The sequence below is a fragment of the Brevibacterium aurantiacum genome (assembly GCF_007558825.1).
Classification (GTDB): domain Bacteria; phylum Actinomycetota; class Actinomycetes; order Actinomycetales; family Brevibacteriaceae; genus Brevibacterium; species Brevibacterium aurantiacum_A.
In genome coordinates this window covers 395,643-410,531 of sequence record NZ_VLTK01000003.1, presented here as the reverse complement: position 1 = coordinate 410,531, position 14,889 = coordinate 395,643, and the positions used below count along the sequence as shown (strand labels likewise).

The following is a 14,889-nucleotide window of genomic DNA, read 5'->3' as shown; positions in this document are numbered from 1 at the left end:
ATCAACTGCCCGGAACGTCGAGTTCCGGGCAGTTGTGCATTCATACGCAAGTCGACGGCGCGCAGCGTCGGCACCTCGCATAATGCGGATGAGCCACTAAACTAATCACTGATGAGTGCAAGAGTGCACACGCAACATGTGAAAGGCCTTGGATGAAGACGGCAGAGATCAAACAGCGCTGGTTGGACTACTTCGAAGCGAATGGGCACGCAGTCGTCCCCTCAGCGTCGGTGATCAGCTCGGATCCATCGATCCTGTTCAACATCGCGGGTATGGTTCAGTTCATCCCGTATCTCTCCGGTCGGGAGCCCGCCCCATTCAATCGCGCCACGAGCGTGCAGAAATGCGTGCGCACCGGCGACATCGAAGAGGTCGGAAAGACCACCCGCCACGGCACCTTCTTCCAGATGAATGGCAATTTCTCCTTCGGCGACTACTTCAAGCGCGAAGCCATTCGCTTCGCCTGGGGACTGCTGACGAACCCCGTGGACGACGGTGGTCTCGGCTTCGACGAGAACCGCCTGTGGGCAACAGTCCATGAGGACGATATCGAGACCATCGACCTGTGGCTCGAGGAGACCTCGATTCCACGAGAGCGCATCCAGCCGCGCGACAACGAGGACAATTTCTGGCACACCGGTCAGCCCGGCCCCGGCGGCTACTGCTCCGAGATCTACTTCGACCGTGGTCCGGACTACGGTGTCGAAGGCGGTCCCGTGGCCGATGAAGATCGGTACATCGAGATCTGGAACCTCGTGTTCATGGAATTCGAACTCAGCGAGGTCCGGTCGAAGGTCGATTTCGACATCGCCGGCGACCTCCCCGCGAAGAACATCGACACCGGCATGGGCCTCGAGCGTGTCGCCTTCCTGCTCCAAGGCGTCGAGAACATGTACGAGATCGACGAAGTCTTCCCCGTCATCGAGGCCGCCAGCCGCCTCTCCGGCCACAGCTACGGTGCCGATCACGAGGCCGACGTGCAGATGCGAGTCGTGGCCGACCACGTCCGCTCCTCCTTGATCATCATCGGCGATGGTGTCCGCCCTGGCAACGAAGGCCGCGGCTACATCCTCCGACGTCTCCTCCGCCGTGCCGTACGTGCGATGCGCCTCCTCGGCGTGACCAGCGAAGTTCTGCCGGAGCTGCTGCCGGTGTCCATGGAATCGATGAAGCTCTCCTACCCTGAGCTGGAGACGGATTTCGACCGCATCTCCCGCATCGCCTACGCCGAGGAGAAGGCCTTCCTGCGGACCCTGGAATCGGGCACACAGCTGTTCCAGAACGCTGCGGCCTCCCTGCCTGAGTCGGACAAGACCATCAGCGGCGACGTGGCGTTCGCTCTGCACGACACCCACGGATTCCCCATCGACCTGACTCTGGAAATGGCTTCCGAGCAGGGCGTCCACGTTGACGAAGAGGGCTTCCGCGCCCTCATGAGTCAGCAGCGGACCCGAGCCAAGGCCGACGCGAAGGCGAAGAAGGGCGGCGGACATACCGACCTCTCCGCCTACTCTGCGCTGCTCGAAGACGGTGCCTCCGAGTTCGTCGGCTACGACCGCCTCGAAGCCGACTCCCGGGTGCGTGGAATCGTTGTCGACGGGCTCGCCCAGGAAGTTCTGACACCGGGACAGTCCGCCGACCTCATCCTCGATCTGACTCCGTTCTACGCCGAGGCAGGCGGACAGCGCGCCGATATCGGCCTCATCAAAGGCCATGGTTTCACCGCCCGCGTCCTCGACGTGCAGAATCCCATCAAGGGGCTCCCCGCGCACAGAGTCGAAGTCATCGACGGCGAGATCCATGTGGGGGCCGAGGTCCTGGCCGTCGTCGACCGCGACCACAGGTTCCAGGGTTCACAAGCGCACACCGCCACGCACCTCGTCCACGCCGCGCTGCGCGAGATCCTCGGTACTCACGCTGTCCAGGCCGGCTCGATGAACCAGCCGGGCTACATGCGCTTCGACTACTCATTCCCTGAAGCCCCGAGTCCGCAGATGCGGGCGGAGATCGAAGACGTCGCCAACCTCGCCGTTCGTTCGAACTACGAGGTCGGGACCGAATTCCTGCCGTTCGAGGACGCCAGGAAGTCAGGTGCGATGGCGCTCTTCGGTGAGAAGTACCCGAATATCGTGCGCGTCGTCGACATCGGCGGGCCATTCTCCCGCGAACTCTGCGGAGGCACACACGTCGGTGCTTCGTCCGAGGTCGGGCCGATCTCCGTGCTCTCCGAAGCCTCCGTGGGCTCAGGCGTGCGCCGCATCGAAGCCGCCGTCGGCATGGACGCCTTCCGCTCGCTGGCAGCTGAACGCAGCATCGTCTCCTCCCTGTCCGACATGCTCAAGGTGCCGGGAACCGATGTGCGCGAACGCGTCGGAGATCTGATGACCAAGCTCAAGGATGCGGAGAAGGAGATCGCTCGCCTGAACTCCCAGCAGCTCCTGGCCTCAGCAGGAAGATTCCTCGACAACGCCGAAACCGTGGGATCAACTCTGTTCGTCGTCGCCGAACTCGGCGAGGTCTCGAATGCGGGAGATATCCGTACAGTCGTCACCGACCTGCGCGGTCGAGTCTCGGAACGATCCGCCGTGGTCCTCGGCATCGGAACGAGCAACGGAAAACCCGTTGTCGTGGTCGCCACGACCGCTGCCTCACGCGATGAGGGACAGCAGGCCGGCAAGCTCGTGTCACTGGCCTGCGGTGAACTCGGCGGCGGCGGAGGAGGCAAACCCGACCTCGCTCAGGGCGGCGGCAGCGATGCCTCCGCGATCCCCTCTGCCATCACAGCGGTCAAGGCAGCTCTCCAGTGAGTTTCCGCCGGGGCCGACGTATCGGCCTCGACATCGGTTCGGTGCGCATCGGGGTCGCCAGCAGTGACCCTGACGGCATCCTCGCTACGCCGCTGACAGTGGTGCGGAGGACCGACGAGCCTGCTGCGCTGAGAGCGCTGCGGGAGATCATCGACGAATACGAACCGATCGAACTGCTCATCGGCGACCCGAAATCCCTCGACGGCGCGGCACGGGCGGCGGCGGCGACCGCACTTGATTTCGCCAGGCGAATCAGCCTCGCTACGTCGACGCCCATCCGCCTCGTCGATGAGCGCTTCACCACGGTCGAGGCTCACCACGCCCTCGCCGCCGCAGGGAAGAACTCGCGTCAACGTCGTGAGATCGTCGATGCCCAGGCAGCCGTGATCATTTTGCAGAATGCCCTCGAATTCGAACACAACACCGGTGAGCCAGCCGGTCGAGCAATGCCCGACGAGGAGAGTGAGCTATGAGCCCGTTCCCAGGTGAGTTCTCGGAAGACGAAGGGCTGACCAGGTCCGACCTCAGAGCAAAGAAGCGCCGCCGGATGCTGCGCAGACGTCGGACGACGGCCATCGTCGTCGTCTGCGTGCTCGTATTCGGCATCGGAGGATTCTTCGGTGTCAGAGCCGCCGGCGGAGTCTTCGATGACCTGTTCGGTCCCAAAGGCGACTACGAGGGCGCCGGCACCAGCGAGGTCACGATCGAGATCCCGCCGGGAGCCTCTGCCCGCTCCGTGGCCAATCAGCTCGTCGAGGCCGGGGTGATCATGAACTCCGAGCCGTTCCTCGACGAGGTCGAGCGCCGCGATATCACGATCCAGGCCGGGCCGATCATTCTGCGCGAGAAGATGAGTTCCAAATCAGCAGTGGAAGCGATCGTCAATCCGATCAAACCTCCCACGATCACGATCGCCGAGGGCCGCAAGATCGACCAGATCAAATCGACGATGGTCGAGTCGGGAATGAAGGCCGAAGCCGTCGACAAAGCCATCGATGACAAGACCCCGAAGGATTACGGCCTCGACGTCGATGCCCCCAGCCTGGAGGGGTATCTGTATCCGGCAACCTACGAACTGAACCAGGACAAAACGGCCGAGGACATCGTGTCCGAGATGGTCAATAAGACGAAGCTTGAGATCGAGAACGCTGACATCGATCTCGACGACGCGAATCGGATCATGACCCTGGCGAGCCTCGTCGAAATCGAATCGCCCGGTGACGAAGAGGTCCGAAAGAAGGTGGCGCAGGTCTTCCTCAACCGCATCTCAGAGGATTCGAGGACCGGCGAACTGCTCCAGTCCGATGCGACGGTGGCCTATATCCACGGTGCCCGCAGTGACCTGACGACGACGAAGGAGGAGCGCGAGTCCGACAGCCCGTACAACACGTACAAGAAGAAGGGGCTGCCACCGGGACCGATCAATTCGCCCAGCGCCGGAGCAGTCGATGCCGCGCTCAATCCCACCAAAGGTGATTGGCAGTTCTTCGTGGCCACGAACCCGGACACCGGGGAGACCAAATTCGCCGACACCTACGACGAGCATCGGAAGAATGTCGAGATCTATCGGAAATGGCTCAAGGAGCACGGAGAGGCCAACGGCGACAAATGACGATCTCGGCTGCGGTGCTCGGTCGCCCGATCGCCCATTCCAAATCGCCGCTGCTTCATCGTGCGGCATTTCAGGCCCTGGGCCTCCACAGCAGCGAATACGCCAGTTTCGACATCGGCGCGGAGGACCTCGAATCCTTCCTGGCAGCTCACCGAAGCCAGATCGGATTCTCGCTGACGATGCCTTTGAAGGAACGGCTCGTCGAACTCGCGTTGACCCATGGGTGGGGCCTCGATGACACAGCCGGGCTGACCGGAGTGGCGAACACACTGGTTCGCCGAGGTGGGGCGACGTCGGTTGCCAACACCGACGTGCAGGGCATCGTGCGCGCGCTGACTCCGGGTCTCAACACCTATCGGGAAGCAGCAGTCACCGCCGCGATATCGGCCACGGCCGCAGGTCTCGGCGCGACTGCAGGCGTGAGCACGGCCGACGGCGATGGTGCTGACAGAGCGACCATCCTGGGTGCAGGAGCGACCGCGGCTTCGGCGCTGCTGGCCTGCCGCGAACTGGGCATCGCCACGGTCGAATTCCTCGTCAGAAACCCTGATCGGGCCGGACGGGTCCTCGACCTCAGCAAACAGCTTGGAGTGTCGGCGTCCACCGCGCCGCTGAGACAGATCGGACCCTCCGCCGTTGTCATCTCGACCCTCCCCGCCGAGGCTGTCCTCGAACTGCAGTGGTCTCCCGGCTTCCGCTGCGGAGTTGCCCTCGACGTCGCCTATGCTGCGGAGTCCGACTTCCTTCAGGCAGCCGAATCCCACGGCCTCATCCCGGTAGAGGGCACGGTGATGCTCGTCGAGCAGGCCGTTGCACAGTCGGAGATGTTCATCGCCGCGGCCGAAGCAGCGGATGCCGAGCCCTGCCTCACTCAGGGCCCAACGCAGAACGCTGAGCGGCGCGCCGTGATCACAGCAGCCATGTACAGCGCACTCGAAGATCGACCTGGGCCGGCAGGCGACTGACCAGAAGGACGGAAAGGGCGGGCGAGGGTGGACATCGGAGTTCTCCACGGGTGGCCGATCGGAGTCAGCGCCGTCATCAGTGCTGGTCTCGGCATTCTCCTGGCCCGCAGCACCTCGTGGTGGCTGGCCGATGACGACCACGCTGCCGTGCTCGCGAAGACTCGTCTTTTCCGCCCTCTGCCCTTAGTGATCCTCGGCATCGTCTTGGCAGTTGCGGCCGCACTGCTCTTCCCCGCCGCCGGCGCGGCACCCGGCTCCGGCTCACTATCCGATGCCGGCTCAATGTCAGGCGCCGGTCATAGTGCCGACATCGGGTCCGTCGACCGGCTTCTGCTGGCTCTGAGCCTGGGTGCAGCGGCCGCTGCCACCCCGTACCTCGCTGTCGTCGACATCGTCATCCATCGGCTGCCGGATCGGATCGTGTATCCGCTCATCGGAATCGAACTTCTCACCTTCGTTCTCGGGCAGCTGCTGGGGGAGTCCGCCATCTGGGGCCTCGGTCTCATCGCCGGAGTCGCCGGGGTCCTGTTCTTCGGCGTCCTCTACCTGAGCGGACGGGTGATGCACGCGCGCACGATGGGCCTCGGCGACGTCAAACTGGCGTTCGTCGTATTCGGTGTGCCCACACTGTTCTCCCCATGGGCACCGGCGCTCGTCTTCATCATCATGATGCTCATCGCCGGCATCGCAGCCCTCCTGGCAGCCGCTGCGAAACGCAGCCTGAAGGCGACGACGATCGCATTCGGACCGGCAATGCTATCCGGAATGTGGTTCGGGTCGGTGCTTGGCCCAATCCTTTTGTAGAATCGGTTGAATGTTGAGATGGCTGACTGCAGGCGAATCCCACGGCGAAGCGCTGACTGGGATCATTGAGGGGCTTCCCGCCCACGTTCCTATCACCAGGGAAGACATCCGCGCGAGCTTAGCTCGACGCAGACTGGGCTATGGCCGTGGAGCGCGGATGAAGTTCGAAGCCGACGAGGTTCGCCTCCTCGGCGGAGTGCGACACGGGCAGACATTGGGCTCACCCGTGGCCGTCGAGGTCGGGAACACGGAATGGCCCAAATGGGAGACCGTGATGAGCCCCGACCCGATCGACGAGGACGAACTCGCCGGTCAGGCTCGGAACGCCCCGCTGACCCGACCGCGGCCCGGTCATGCCGATATCGTCGGCATGCAGAAATACGGATTCGACGAGGCTCGACCGATCCTCGAACGTGCCTCGGCCCGAGAAACGGCAATGCGTGTGGCGTTGGGCACCATCGCCGCGAACTTCCTGGGCGAACTCGGCATCACGCTCGTCTCCCATACCGTGGCAATCGGCACGGCTGCGGAATCCGCAGAGACTGCGACCGAACCAGCATTGCCGTCGGCAACGGACGTCGACGCACTCGATGCCGATCCCGTGCGCTGTTTCGACCCGGAACTCTCCGCTCGCATGGTTGAGCAGATCGATGCTGCGAAGAAGGCTGGCGACACCCTCGGTGGAGTCGTCGAGGTTCTCGCCTATGACCTGCCGCCCGGTCTTGGCTCGCACGTCCACTGGGACCGTCGGCTCGACTCCCGACTTGCCGGGGCCCTGATGGGCATTCAGGCGATCAAGGGCGTCGAGGTCGGCGACGGCTTCCTCACTACCAGGCGCCCCGGGTCCGCAGCCCACGATGAACTCGCCGTGGGTGACGAGGTTATCCGACGCGTCAGCAACCGCGCAGGCGGCACCGAGGGCGGAATGTCGACAGGTGGACCGCTGCGAGTCCGGGCAGGCATGAAGCCCATCGCTACGGTCCCACGCGCTCTGGCCACCGTCGACGTCGTCACCGGTGAACCTGCCAAGGCCAACCACCAGCGCTCAGACGTGTGCGCGGTTCCAGCCTCCGGTGTCGTGGCTGAGGCGATGGTGGCTCTCGTTCTCGCCGAGGCAGTGGTGGAGAAGTTCGGCGGAGACTCCGTGGCCGAGACCAAGCGGAACCTGGATGCCTACGTGGCGGCCATTCCGGAGAACCTCCGCATCGGCCGATGACTCAACGCCCGCACCCGAAACCGGTTCCACCGCTGGAACCGGTCCCGGCCTCGCAGTCGCGCATCGTCCTGACTGGACCGCCTGCGGCCGGCAAATCCACGATCGGTCGTCTCCTGGCTGATCGTCTCGATCTGCCGCTCATCGACACCGATGCGAACATCGTCGACAAGTACGGCGTCATCGCAGAGATCTTCGTCGAGCGTGGTGAGGACCATTTCCGACGGATCGAACGCGAGGTCGTCCGGCGCGCCCTGCGTCGTCTGCTCGACCGTCCAGGCATCGTCTCCCTGGGCGGGGGAGCGATTCTCAACCCGGGCACCCGTGCCCAGCTGGGCCATCCCGCGATCAAGGTCGTGCACATCGACATCGATGTCGACACCGTCGTGACTCGACTGAACTCCCCGCACAGACCGCTGCTGCGCGGTGCGGGAACCCCGGTCGAGAACTGGTTGGCGCTCGTGAACGAGCGTGAACCTCTCTATGATCAGGTCGCGACCTTCCGTGTACATGCCTCGAATTCGCATCCCTCGACCATCGTCAACCGCGTCGTCGACGTCCTCACCGGTCTGCAGCGTGCGGAGGAGTATGCCAAGTACTCGGGCCGCGACCCGGAGAGTTAGGCTTGAGGTCGCAACCGGTTCAGAGTTCAGCCACCGCGGTCATGTCATGCCCGGAGGCAGCAAAGGGGAAAGTGCACGAATGAGTCTCACACGCATCAATGTCGAAGCCGGCGGGAACTATCCGGTTCTCGTGGGCCAAGGTCTCCTGGGCGAACTTCCCGAGCTCCTCGGTCCCCGCGTCGAGAAGGTGCTCGTCATCCATCCGCGGGCTCTGCGGACAACAGGGGAGACGGTCCGTGATGACCTGCGTGCAACGGGTCTCGATGCGATTGTGGCCGAGATCCCCGATGCGGAGGAAGCCAAACATGTGCAGGTCGCCGCGTTCTGCTGGCAGGTCCTCGGTCAGAGCGACTTCACCCGCACCGATGCCATCATCACTGTCGGCGGAGGAGCCGTCTCCGACCTCGGCGGCTTCGTCGCAGCAACCTGGCTGCGCGGAATCTCCGTCATCCACATTCCCACCACGGTCCTCGGAATGGTCGATGCGGCCATCGGCGGCAAGACCGGAATCAACACCGCTGAAGGCAAGAACCTCGTCGGTTCCTTCCACGCGCCCCAGGGCGTCCTCGTGGACCTCGACACCCTGCAGACGCTGCCGGAGAACGAGCTCTTCACCGGCCTCGCCGAGGTGGTCAAGACCGGCTTCATCGCCGATCCCGCGATCCTCGATCTGGTGAGCAGGCATTCGAAGGCTGAGATCGCCGAGGTGGATGGTCCCGTCCTGCGTGAGCTCATCGAACGCGCCATCGCCGTCAAGGCCGAGGTCGTCGCAGACGACTACAAGGAGTCCGGACGCCGCGAGATCCTCAACTACGGCCACACCCTCGCCCACGCCATCGAGCACAAAGAGCGCTATCAGTGGCGCCACGGCGCCGCGGTATCCGTGGGCATGGTCTTCGCCGCCGAGGTAGCGGCGATGGTCAAGAGCCTCTCGCCGGAGACCGTCGACCTCCATCGTGAGCTGCTGACCAAGCTGGGCCTGCCCATCGCCTACCGTGCCGATGTCTGGCCGCAGCTCCTGGATACGATGAAGCGAGACAAGAAGGCGCGCGGTTCGATGCTGCGCATGGTGCTGCTGAGCGAGGTGGGCGCACCCACGACGGTGGAGATCCCGGACGTCTCAATTCTCCACACGGCCTACCAGGAGATCGGCGAGGACTCGCCCCGCGTCATGCTCGGCACAGATCTGGGCTGAGTGGCCCAAGATGGCAGCTGCTACCCGAGCTTGCTAGAATTGCTGTTTGGCGAAACTGCCAGACACACCAAATCACCTCGCGGTGGCCAAGACTGACACGAAGAAGGACGAATTAGTGGCTTCAACCAACGACCTGAAGAACGGCCTTGTGCTCAATATCGACAAGCAGCTGTGGCAGGTGCTGGAGTTCCAGCACGTCAAGCCCGGCAAAGGTCCGGCATTCGTCCGCACCAAGCTCAAGAACGTCATCTCCGGCAAGATCATCGACAAGACCTTCAACGCCGGGACCAAGGTCGAGACAGCCAATGTCGACCGTCGCGATATGCAGTACCTCTACCATGACGGCACCGACTACGTCTTCATGGACGCCGAGGACTACGACCAGGTCAGCGTCTCTCCCGACCTCGTCGGCGATGCCGCCAACTACATGCTCGAGAACCAGAACCTGCAGATCTCCTTCCACGAGGGCACCGCGCTCTCTGTGGAACTGCCGCCTTCGGTCGAGCTGCTGATCACCCACACGGAACCTGGGCTGCAGGGCGACCGCTCGACCGGTGGCTCCAAGCCTGCAACGCTGGAGACCGGCTACGACATCCAGGTGCCCCTGTTCCTCGAAGAGGGCACCAAGGTCAAGGTGGACACCCGCAACGGCGACTACCTGGGTCGCGTCAAGTAAGTGTCAGCACGAACGCGGGCCCGCCGTCGGGCCTTGGAACTCATGTTCGAGGCAGGACAGCGTCGCCTCGACACCGATCAGGTCGTGACCATGCGGTCCAACGACCCCGACTATCCGATGAAGGCCTACGCGGTGGAGATCGTCGAAGGAGTCACGAGCCATCGTGACGAGATCGACGAGATCATCGCCACCTACGCGGAGGGCTGGACTCTGGAGCGGATGCCGGCCGTCGACCTGGCCCTGCTCCAGATCGGAACCTGGGAGATCCTCTTCAACGATGAGGTGCCTGACAAGGCAGCCATCGACGAAGCCGTCTCGCTGGCCAAACAGTTCTCAACGGACGACTCGCCAGGGTTCATCTCGGGACTGCTCTCACGCGTCCTGGACGTCAAGCCCACCCTGATCTGAGTCCGCGGGTCCGGAATCCGGACCCGCGCACCGACCTCACTCATACGAGGACTACAATCGAATCGAACCACTCCTTTAACCACCGTCCGGAGAGGCGGAGAAGGGGAAGCATGACACAGCGAACAGTGCTCGATGCCCCAGATATGAAGCGGGCAATGACCCGTATCGCCCACGAGATCATCGAGTCCAACAAAGGCAGCGGCGACCTCGTTCTGCTCGGCATCCCACGCCGCGGGGTGCCCTTGGCCACTCGACTGGCAGAACAGATCGCCTCGATCTCCGGGCGTCCGGAGATGGCAGGCGAACTCGTCGGAAGCCTCGACATCACGATGTACCGTGACGATCTGCGCAGCGGCTCCTACCGCGCTCCAGAACCCACCACCATCCCCGCCGAGGGCATCGATGCCAAGACCGTCGTCCTCGTCGACGATGTGCTCTTCTCCGGCCGCACGATCAGAGCTGCACTCGATGCGCTCTCCGATCTGGGTCGTCCGTCCAGGGTCCGGCTCGCCGTCCTCGTCGACCGGGGCCACCGTGACCTGCCGATCCGAGCCGACCACGTCGGCAAGAACCTGCCCACCTCGAGCAGCGAACGCGTCAACGTCTCCCTGGCGGAGATCGACGGCGAAGACGGCGTCACGATCTCGGGGGGCCGCGAATGAAGCACCTCCTCGACACCGTCTCGCTGAGCCGCGAAGACGCCATCTCGATCCTCGACATCGCCGAGGAGATGACACAGGTCTCCGAACGCGAGGTCAAGAAGCTGCCCGTGCTGCGTGGACGCACCGTGGTCAATCTGTTCTTCGAGGATTCGACGCGCACCCGCCTGTCCTTCGAAGCCGCTGCCAAAAGGCTCTCGGCCGACGTCCTCAATTTCTCCGCCAAAGGCTCGTCCGTATCCAAGGGCGAAAGCCTGCAGGACACGATCCAGACCATTTCGGCCATGGGCGCCGATGCGCTCGTCGTCCGACATCCCGGATCGGGCACCCCGCATCGACTGGCCCACACCGGCTGGATCGACGTCCCCGTCGTCAACGCCGGCGACGGCACTCACGAACACCCCACGCAGGCGCTGCTCGATGCCTTCACCCTGCGTCGCGCCCTCGGCGGGTTCTCCGCTTCAGGGGCGGTCAAGGACGGACCGCGGGGTCGAGGGCTTGACGGCGCAAAGGTCGCCATCGTCGGTGACGTGCTGCACTCACGCGTAGCACGGTCGAACGTCCATCTGCTGGCCAACCTCGGCGCCGAAGTTCACCTCATCGCACCCCCGACGCTGCTTCCATGGGGCGTTGAAACCTGGCCCGTGACTCTGCACTACGACCTCGACGAGGCGCTGCACTCCGAGGAGTTCGCAGCCGTGATGATGCTGCGCGTCCAGCACGAGCGCATGCACGAATCGTTCTTCCCCAACGAACGCGAATACGCACGACTGTGGGGACTCTCCGCAGCCCGGCTGGCCGGACTGCCCAAGGAGACATTCATCATGCACCCGGGGCCGATGAACCGCGGCTTCGAGATCTCAGCGGCAGCCGCCGACTCACCGCGCGCCCTCATCCTCGACCAGGTTGAGAACGGAGTGAGCGTACGAATGGCGGTCCTGTACCGCCTCTTGACAGGTCAGGAGGAGACCAATGACTGATTATCTGATCCGCGGTGCGAACGTGCTGGGCCAGGGAATCGCCGATATTGCGATCAAGGATTCGACCATCGTCGACCCCGATCTGCTCGACCCCGACGGCAGCGATGTGGAACTCGTGAACGCCGACGGGCTCATCGCCCTGCCCGGCCTCGTCGACATGCACACACACCTGCGGGAACCGGGCAAAGAAGATGCGGAGACGATCCTGAGCGGGTCGCGCGCGGCCGCCTCGGGCGGCTTCACCTGCGTTCATGCGATGGCGAACACAGCCCCCGTCGCGGACACCGCAGGCGTCGTCGAACAGGTCCACCGACTCGGCCGGACAGCCGGCTACACCGAAGTCGTGCCCATCGGAGCCGTGACCATCGGCCTGGAGGGACAGAACCTCGCCGAAATCGGAGCCATGGCCCGCTCGGCGGCTCGAGTTCGGATCTTCTCCGACGACGGCATCTGCGTCTCAGACCCGCTGCTCATGCGTAGGGCACTCGAGTACGTCAAGACCTTCGACGGAGTCATCGCCCAGCACGCCCAGGAGCCGCGACTGACCGAGGGGGCGCAGATGAACGAGGGCGTCGTCTCTGCGGAGCTGGGACTTCCCGGCTGGCCGGCGGTGGCCGAGGAATCGATCATCGCCCGCGACGTGCTCCTGGCCGAACATGTGGGCTCGCGGCTGCACATCTGCCATGTATCGACCAAGGGCAGCGTCGACATCATCCGCTGGGCGAAGTCCCGCGGAGTCGAGATCACCGCCGAGGTCACCCCGCACCACCTGATGCTCACCGACGAACTCGTCCGCAGCTTCGACCCCGTCTACAAGGTGAACCCGCCGCTGCGGACCGAAGCCGACGTCACCGCACTGCGCGAAGCGCTTGCCGACGGCACGATCGACGTCATCGGCACCGACCACGCTCCGCATACAGCCGAACACAAATGCAGCGAATGGACGGCAGCGGCCATGGGCATGGTCGGCATGGAGACAGCGCTGCCCATCGTCGTCGAGGCGATGTCCGACTACGACTTCGACTACCGCGACCTCGCCCGCGTGATGTCGGCAACACCGGCACGCATCACCGGAGCAACAGGACACGGCAGCCTCGAGAGCGGCTCCAGTGCCAACATCGTGCTCATCGACCCGAACTCCACGCACACGATCGTGCCCGCCGACCATGCGACGAAGGGTCGCAACAACCCGTTTGCCGGTCTTGAGGTCTCCACCTCGATCACCGACACGTTCTTCTACGGCCACCGTGTGCTCTCCGGCGGACGACTCAGCACACCCCACCCGGCAGGAGCATCATGGACAGACCAGTAAGCGTCATCATCATCGCAGTCGTCTTCCTCCTCCTGATCCTCGCGATCACCTGGGGGTGGAGCCGACGAAAGAAGAGCCAGACAGTGGTGCCGCAGCCGGCGAAACCACATATGGGAATCAAACCCGTCGCGGACCCCGTCGAAGGGTCATATGTGTCGACGACCCTGGCCGGACATCCGCTCGAACGAGTCGCCGTCCATGGTCTCGGCATCCGCACCACGGGAGAGATCGTCATCACCGACGGCGGGGTGGTCATGGATCTCGCGGGTCGTGAGGACTTCCTGATCCCCAGGCGCGATATCGTCTCCGTCGACACCACCGCCGGCATGATCGGCAAATTCGTCGAACGCGGCGGCATCGTGCGCATCACCTGGCGGCTGGGGGAGACCCTCGTCGACACCGGCTTCCGCGCGCGCTACGCCGCCAGCACCAACCCCACCGTCGACCGCATCCGCGAAATGATCGAAGAGGCACAATGAGACTGTCCACCACACCTGCTGTCCTCGTCCTCGAAGACGGACGCACGTTCCGAGGCTCTGCCTACGGCGCTATCGGAGAGACCCTGGGCGAAGCGGTCTTCGTCACCGCAATGTCCGGTTATCAGGAGACCCTGACCGACCCGTCCTATCATCGTCAGATAGTGATCCAGACCGCGCCGCACATCGGCAACACGGGAATCACCGATGATGATGACGAATCGGCGAAGATCTGGGTCGCCGGCTACGTTGTCCGTGACGCGTCGCGCGTGTCCTCGAACTGGCGCTCCATCGGAGACCTGTCCACCCGCCTCGAAGAATCGGGCATCGTGGGCATCAGCGACGTCGACACCCGTGCCCTGACACTGCATCTGCGCGAAGCCGGTGCAATGCGCATGGGAATCTTCTCCGGTCCTGCCGCCGAGGCCGACGACGATGAGCTGCTGGCCAAGGTCCAGGCCTCACCGCACATGGCCGGAGCGAAACTGGCCGAAGAGGTCTCGATCACCGAGCCCCAGCTCATCCCCGCAGTGGGCGAGAAGAAGTTCAGCGTCGCAGCCCTGGACCTGGGTATCAAGTCGATGACCCCCCAACGCCTGAGCGAACGGGGCATCGACGTCCACGTTCTGCCCGCCACGACGAGCTTCGCCGAGATCACGGCATTGGGTGTCGACGGAGTCTTCTTCTCCAATGGTCCCGGGGACCCAGCGACCGCCGATGCTCAGGTCGAACTACTCCGCGAGGTCCTCGGCGCGAAGATCCCGTTCTTCGGCATCTGCTTCGGCAACCAGCTGCTGGGCCGAGCGCTGGGCTTCGGCACATACAAACTGCCCTTCGGCCATCGCGGCATCAACGTCCCCGTCATGGATCGCACCACAGACAAAGTCGAGATCACCTCGCAGAACCACGGCTTCGCCGTCGACGCGCCTTTGGATAGTGAGACACAGGCACCACATGATGAGAGTTTCGGCCGTGTCGCCGTCTCCCACGTGTGCCTCAACGATGACGTGGTCGAAGGACTCCAGTGCCTCGACCTCCCCGCGTTCTCCGTCCAATTCCATCCGGAGGCCGCAGCCGGGCCCCACGATTCGAGCTACCTGTTCGATCGCTTCATCGACCTCATGTCCGCTTCCCAGGTCGCACAGGCCTAAGGAGAACC

15 protein-coding genes are annotated in these 14,889 nt (G+C 63.9%); all 15 read left to right on the top strand.

The features are described 5' to 3' along the window. The first annotated feature begins 152 nt into the window (after window positions 1-152). The 15 genes from alaS (at window position 153) to carA (ending at window position 14,881) form a co-directional block, all read left to right on the top strand. A complete protein-coding gene (gene alaS, locus FO013_RS06805; protein WP_143921803.1) occupies window positions 153-2,807 on the top strand; it encodes an alanine--tRNA ligase in 2,655 nt (884 codons plus the stop codon). Continuing rightward, window positions 2,804-3,280: a Holliday junction resolvase RuvX gene (gene ruvX / locus FO013_RS06800; RefSeq protein ID WP_143921802.1), complete on the top strand. Its 477-nt coding sequence runs from the start codon at window positions 2,804-2,806 to the stop codon at window positions 3,278-3,280. The genes alaS and ruvX overlap by 4 nt, the downstream gene beginning before the upstream one ends. Further along, complete coding sequence (gene mltG / locus FO013_RS06795; RefSeq protein ID WP_143921801.1) at window positions 3,277-4,419, top strand: endolytic transglycosylase MltG; 1,143 nt, start codon at window positions 3,277-3,279, stop codon at window positions 4,417-4,419. Before ruvX ends, mltG begins: the two co-directional genes overlap by 4 nt. After that, window positions 4,416-5,384, top strand: coding sequence for a shikimate dehydrogenase family protein (locus tag FO013_RS06790; RefSeq protein WP_143921800.1), 969 nt, complete (start codon window positions 4,416-4,418; stop codon window positions 5,382-5,384). Before mltG ends, FO013_RS06790 begins: the two co-directional genes overlap by 4 nt. Window positions 5,385-5,411: 27 nt before the next feature. After that, a complete protein-coding gene (locus FO013_RS06785; RefSeq protein WP_143921799.1) occupies window positions 5,412-6,188 on the top strand; it encodes an A24 family peptidase in 777 nt (258 codons plus the stop codon). Window positions 6,189-6,198: 10 nt separating this feature from the next. Next, window positions 6,199-7,404 (top strand): chorismate synthase, encoded by a 1,206-nt coding sequence (aroC, locus tag FO013_RS06780; RefSeq protein WP_143921798.1) that lies wholly within the window; start codon window positions 6,199-6,201, stop codon window positions 7,402-7,404. After that, window positions 7,401-8,024, top strand: coding sequence for a shikimate kinase (locus FO013_RS06775; protein ID WP_143921797.1), 624 nt, complete (start codon window positions 7,401-7,403; stop codon window positions 8,022-8,024). Before aroC ends, FO013_RS06775 begins: the two co-directional genes overlap by 4 nt. Before the next feature lie 79 nt (window positions 8,025-8,103). Next, window positions 8,104-9,219 (top strand): 3-dehydroquinate synthase, encoded by a 1,116-nt coding sequence (gene aroB / locus FO013_RS06770; protein WP_143921796.1) that lies wholly within the window; start codon window positions 8,104-8,106, stop codon window positions 9,217-9,219. A 115-nt stretch (window positions 9,220-9,334) separates the two neighbouring features. Continuing rightward, window positions 9,335-9,895: an elongation factor P gene (gene efp / locus FO013_RS06765; protein ID WP_143921795.1), complete on the top strand. Its 561-nt coding sequence runs from the start codon at window positions 9,335-9,337 to the stop codon at window positions 9,893-9,895. Continuing rightward, window positions 9,896-10,303 carry a transcription antitermination factor NusB gene (gene nusB, locus FO013_RS06760; RefSeq protein ID WP_143921794.1) on the top strand — a complete coding sequence of 136 codons (408 nt, stop codon included), beginning with the start codon at window positions 9,896-9,898 and terminating at the stop codon, window positions 10,301-10,303. A 110-nt stretch (window positions 10,304-10,413) separates the two neighbouring features. Further along, window positions 10,414-10,965 carry a bifunctional pyr operon transcriptional regulator/uracil phosphoribosyltransferase PyrR gene (gene pyrR, locus FO013_RS06755; protein ID WP_143921793.1) on the top strand — a complete coding sequence of 184 codons (552 nt, stop codon included), beginning with the start codon at window positions 10,414-10,416 and terminating at the stop codon, window positions 10,963-10,965. After that, on the top strand, window positions 10,962-11,942 hold the full coding sequence (locus tag FO013_RS06750) for an aspartate carbamoyltransferase catalytic subunit (protein WP_143921792.1): 981 nt from the start codon (window positions 10,962-10,964) through the stop codon (window positions 11,940-11,942). Before pyrR ends, FO013_RS06750 begins: the two co-directional genes overlap by 4 nt. Beyond that, a complete protein-coding gene (locus FO013_RS06745; RefSeq protein WP_143921791.1) occupies window positions 11,935-13,254 on the top strand; it encodes a dihydroorotase in 1,320 nt (439 codons plus the stop codon). The genes FO013_RS06750 and FO013_RS06745 overlap by 8 nt, the downstream gene beginning before the upstream one ends. Next, the gene (locus tag FO013_RS06740; protein WP_143921790.1) at window positions 13,239-13,733 is read left to right on the top strand and encodes a PH-like domain-containing protein; all 495 of its coding nucleotides are present in this window, start codon (window positions 13,239-13,241) and stop codon (window positions 13,731-13,733) included. Before FO013_RS06745 ends, FO013_RS06740 begins: the two co-directional genes overlap by 16 nt. After that, window positions 13,730-14,881 carry a glutamine-hydrolyzing carbamoyl-phosphate synthase small subunit gene (gene carA, locus FO013_RS06735; protein WP_143921789.1) on the top strand — a complete coding sequence of 384 codons (1,152 nt, stop codon included), beginning with the start codon at window positions 13,730-13,732 and terminating at the stop codon, window positions 14,879-14,881. Before FO013_RS06740 ends, carA begins: the two co-directional genes overlap by 4 nt. Window positions 14,882-14,889 lie beyond the last annotated feature (8 nt).

Bases quoted from the DNA above. Each gene is read 5' to 3' on its own strand.
- alaS (WP_143921803.1), top strand. From the start codon at position 153: ATGAAGACGGCAGAGATCAAACAGCGCTGGTTGGACTACTTCGAAGCG.
- FO013_RS06775 (WP_143921797.1), top strand. From the start codon at position 7,401: ATGACTCAACGCCCGCACCCGAAACCGGTTCCACCGCTGGAACCGGTC.
- pyrR (WP_143921793.1), top strand. From the start codon at position 10,414: ATGACACAGCGAACAGTGCTCGATGCCCCAGATATGAAGCGGGCAATG.
- FO013_RS06740 (WP_143921790.1), top strand. From the start codon at position 13,239: ATGGACAGACCAGTAAGCGTCATCATCATCGCAGTCGTCTTCCTCCTC.
- mltG (WP_143921801.1), top strand. From the start codon at position 3,277: ATGAGCCCGTTCCCAGGTGAGTTCTCGGAAGACGAAGGGCTGACCAGG.
- carA (WP_143921789.1), top strand. From the start codon at position 13,730: ATGAGACTGTCCACCACACCTGCTGTCCTCGTCCTCGAAGACGGACGC.
- FO013_RS06745 (WP_143921791.1), top strand. From the start codon at position 11,935: ATGACTGATTATCTGATCCGCGGTGCGAACGTGCTGGGCCAGGGAATC.
- aroC (WP_143921798.1), top strand. From the start codon at position 6,199: ATGTTGAGATGGCTGACTGCAGGCGAATCCCACGGCGAAGCGCTGACT.
- FO013_RS06750 (WP_143921792.1), top strand. From the start codon at position 10,962: ATGAAGCACCTCCTCGACACCGTCTCGCTGAGCCGCGAAGACGCCATC.
- aroB (WP_143921796.1), top strand. From the start codon at position 8,104: ATGAGTCTCACACGCATCAATGTCGAAGCCGGCGGGAACTATCCGGTT.
- FO013_RS06790 (WP_143921800.1), top strand. From the start codon at position 4,416: ATGACGATCTCGGCTGCGGTGCTCGGTCGCCCGATCGCCCATTCCAAA.